We start from the raw sequence: 4,055 nt of genomic DNA, 5'->3' as shown, positions 1-4,055 counted from the left end.
TCTGAGTTGGAGGGGACTGCACGTTTGATGACGGGCGTTGCGGACCGGGCGCGGCAGCAATCGGTGGGGGTGGCGTCGGCGGCCGAGCAGACCTCGGCCAACGTCCAGACGGTCGCGGCCGCCACCGAGGAGCTGTCCATCTCCATCCGCGAGATCGCCGCCCAGGTGACCCAATCCTCCCACATCGCCGAGCGCGCCGTGGCCGACGCCCAGCGCACCAACCTCACCGTCCAGGCGCTCGCCGACACCGCCGAGAAGATCGGCAACGTCATCCAGCTCATCAACAACATCGCCTCCCAGACCAACCTCTTGGCGCTCAACGCCACCATCGAGGCGGCGCGCGCGGGCGAAGCCGGCAAGGGCTTTGCGGTCGTGGCCTCCGAGGTCAAGGAGCTCGCCAACCAGACCTCCAAGGCCACGGAGGAGATCTCGGCCCAGATCGCATCCGTCCAGCAGGCGACGTCCGAGGCCGTGCGCGCCATCCAGACCATTGCCAGCACCATCGGCGAGATGAGCCAGATCTCGGTCTCGATCGCGGCCGCCATGGAGGAGCAGGGGGCGGCCACCGCCGAGATCTCCCGCAACGTCCAGGAGGCGGCGCGCGGCACCGAGGCGGTGACCGGCACCATCGGCGAGGTGCGCCAGGGCGCCGGCGAGACCGGGGCGGCCGCCGCCCAGGTGCTCACCGCCGCCCAGGAGCTGGCGCGCCATTCCGCCAGCCTGGGCGGCGAGGTCGACGCCTTCCTGTCCGGCGTCAAGGCCGCCTGATCCCGACCCGCCGGCGCGCGCCCTTGCGCCGGCGCCTGTTGCGCGGCCGCGTGCGGCGGCCGAACCCAAGTGAGTGGCGTCCATGGACGATCTTCTGCGTGAGTTTCTGACCGAGACGGCCGAGCACCTCGACACCGTCGATGTGGAGCTGGTGCGCTTCGAGCAGGATCCCAACAACAAGGCGATCTTGAGCAACATCTTCCGCCTCGTGCACACCATCAAGGGCACCTGCGGCTTCTTAGGCCTCCCGCGCCTGGAGGCGCTGGCGCACGCGGCCGAGACCCTGATGGGCAAGTTCCGCGACGGCATGCCGGTCACCTCCGCGGCCGTGACCCTGATCCTGTCGACGCTCGACCGGATCAAGGAGATCCTGGCCGACCTCGAGCGCGACGCCGCCGAGCCGGACGGCTCCGATGCCGACCTGATCGACGCGCTCGAGGCCATGGCCGCCCAGGAGCCGGTCGACGCGCCGGCCGCCGCCCCGGCCGGGCCTGCGCTCACCGCCGGCACGCTCACCTACCAGGTGCTGGAGCGCGCGCTTTTGCCCGGCGAGGTGCCGCTCGATGAGTTGGAACGCGCCTTCCGCGAGGCGCCGGGGCCCGAGCGGACGGCGGCCGTGACCACCGGCACGCTCGCCTACCAGGTGCTGGAGCGGCCGCTCAAGCCGGGCGAGGTCTCGCTCGACGAGCTCGAGCGCGCCTTCCGCGAGGCGCCGGGGCCGGCGCGGAAGGCCGCGCCGCCCGCCAAGCCTGCGCCCGCCGCCAAGCCCGTCGCCGAGGCCCGCCCCGACAAGGCCGAGGACGGGCCCGACAGCGCCGGGCCCAAGGTGCAGACGATCCGGGTCAACGTCGACACGCTCGAGCACCTCATGACCATGGTGTCGGAGCTGGTGCTCACCCGCAACCAGCTGCTCGAGATCTCGCGCCGGGTCGACGACAGCAGCTACAAGGTGCCGCTGCAGCGCCTGTCGCACGTCACCGCCGAGCTGCAGGACGGGGTCATGCGCACCCGCATGCAGCCGATCGGCAACGCCTGGCAGAAGCTGCCGCGGGTGGTGCGCGACCTCTCGGCCGAGCTCGACAAGAAGATCGAGCTGGTGATGCAGGGCGCCGAGACCGAGCTCGACCGCCAGGTGCTGGAGGTGATCAAGGACCCGCTCACCCACATGGTGCGCAACTCCGCCGACCACGGCATCGAGAGCCCGGCCGAGCGCCAGGCGGCGGGCAAGCCCGAGCGCGGCACGATCCGGCTCAACGCCTACCACGAGGGCGGCACGATCACGATCGAGATCGCCGACGACGGCAAGGGGCTCAACTTCGCGGCAATCCGCAAAAAGGCGGTCGAGCGCGGGATCGCGGCCGAGGCCGAGGTCGAGCGCATGAGCGACGCCCAGGTGGCCAAGTTCATCTTCCACCCGGGCTTCTCCACGGCGGCGGCGGTGACGTCGGTGTCGGGCCGGGGCGTGGGCATGGACGTGGTCAAGACCAACATCGAGCTGATCGGCGGCACGGTCGACATCCGCTCGGAGCCGGGCCGGGGCACCACGTTCACGATCAAGATCCCGCTGACGCTGGCCATCGTGGCGGCCCTGATCGTGGCCTCGAAAGACCAGCGCTACGCCATCCCGCAGGTGGCGGTGCTGGAGCTGGTGCGGGTGACGCCGGGCTCCGAGCACACGATCGAGCGGCTCAACGGCACGCCGGTGTTGCGCCTGCGCGAGCGGCTTCTTCCCATCGTGCCTTTGTCGAAGGTGCTGGGGCTGTCGGGCGAGGAGACGGCGGATGCGGGCTTCGTGGTGGTGACCCAGGTCGGGCGCCAGCGCTTCGGCATCCTGGTCGACGGGGTGTTCCACACCGAGGAGATCGTGGTCAAGCCGATGTCGTCGAAGCTGCGCCACATCCAGCTGTTCTCGGGCAACACGATCCTGGGCGACGGGGCGGTGGTGCTGATCGTGGACCCGAACGGGCTTGCCCGGATGGTGGGCTCGGGCTCGGAGGACGGGCCGCTCGGGGCCGACGAGGCGGGCGAGCAGGCGGGCGCCCCCGACGAGGAGACCACCACCATGCTGGTGTTCCGCGGCGGGGCCGAGAGCCTCAAGGCGGTGCCTTTGTCGCTGGTGACGCGGCTGGAGGAGATCGAGGCGTCCACGATCGAGTGGGTGAGCGGGCGGCCGCTGGTGCAGTACCGCGGCCGGCTGATGCCGCTGGTGGCGTGCGACGAGGCTCTGGCGATCCGGCGCGAGGGGTCGCAGGCCCTGGTGGTGTTCTCGGACGGGGAGCTGTCGCTCGGGCTGGCGGTGGCCGAGATCGTCGACATCGTGGACGAGCGGCTCGACATCGAGCTGGTGGCGGACCGCTCGGACCTGGTGGGCTCGGCGGTGATCCGGGGCCGGGCGACCGAGGTGGTGAACGTGGCCCATTACCTGCCGCTGGTGGCGGAGGCCTGGATGCGGGCGAGCACGCCGGCGGGATCGGGGCGCACGGTGCTGCTGGTCGACGGCTCGGCGTTCTTCCGCAACATGCTGACCCCGGTGCTCAAGGCCTCGGGCTACAAGGTGGTGAGCGCGGGCAGCGCCGCGGAGGCGCTGCAGGTGCTGGCCTCGGGGGTGGCGGTGGACGTGCTGGTGAGCGAGCTCGAGCTGCCGGACCGGTCCGGGTTCGATCTGGTGGGGAGCGTGCGGGGCTCGAGCCGGTTCGCGCGGCTGCCGGTGATCGGTCTGACCGTGCGGCATGATCCGCGCGAGGTGGCGCAGGCGCACCGTCTGGCGGTGAGCGAGCTGGTGGCGAAGTTCGACCGGCGCGGCCTTCTGGCGGCGCTTGCGGAGCTGGACGGGGTGCGGGAGGAGGCGGCATGAGCATGGCGGCCAAGGGCGGCGCGAAGGGGTTTGCGCGCCAGGTGGAGTACGTGACGGTGACGGTGGCGGGCCAGCTGTTGGGCTTGCCGATCGACCGGGTGCACGACGTGTTCGTGGTGTCGGAGATGACGTCGGTGCCGCTGGCGTCGGCCGAGATTGCGGGGCTTTTGAACCTGCGCGGGCGGGTGGTGACGGCGGTGAGCTTGCGGCGTCGCCTGCGGCTGCCGGATGCGGGCGCGGCGGAGCGTCGGATGGCGGTGGGTCTGGAGCACCAGGGGGAGGCGTACGGGCTGCTGGTGGATGCGGTGGGGGAGGTGCTGAAACTCGACCCCGAGGAACTGCAGCCCAACCCGGTCCACCTCGACCCGCGATGGGCCAGCCTCTCACACGGCGTCCACCAGCTCAACGCAACACTCCTCGTCATCCTAAACGT

At 71.2% G+C, this 4,055-nt stretch carries 3 protein-coding genes; all 3 read left to right on the top strand.

The window, feature by feature from the left end:
* The coding region (locus DES45_RS24590; protein WP_245571887.1) for a methyl-accepting chemotaxis protein at positions 1-768 on the top strand (768 nt) is incomplete at its 5' end.
* A gap of 82 nt (positions 769-850) precedes the next feature.
* The gene (locus DES45_RS24585; protein ID WP_114773552.1) at positions 851-3,622 is read left to right on the top strand and encodes a hybrid sensor histidine kinase/response regulator; all 2,772 of its coding nucleotides are present in this window, start codon (positions 851-853) and stop codon (positions 3,620-3,622) included.
* The coding region (locus tag DES45_RS24580; protein ID WP_114773551.1) for a chemotaxis protein CheW at positions 3,619-4,055 on the top strand (437 nt) is incomplete at its 3' end. The genes DES45_RS24585 and DES45_RS24580, both read left to right, overlap by 4 nt.

The sequence above is a fragment of the Microvirga subterranea genome, from assembly GCF_003350535.1.
Lineage (GTDB): Bacteria > Pseudomonadota > Alphaproteobacteria > Rhizobiales > Beijerinckiaceae > Microvirga > Microvirga subterranea.
The sequence above is the reverse complement of the archived record's forward strand: the minus strand, read 5'-3'. Positions and strand labels throughout refer to the sequence as shown.

Bases quoted from the DNA above. Each gene is read 5' to 3' on its own strand.
- DES45_RS24585 (WP_114773552.1), top strand. From the start codon at position 851: ATGGACGATCTTCTGCGTGAGTTTCTGACCGAGACGGCCGAGCACCTC.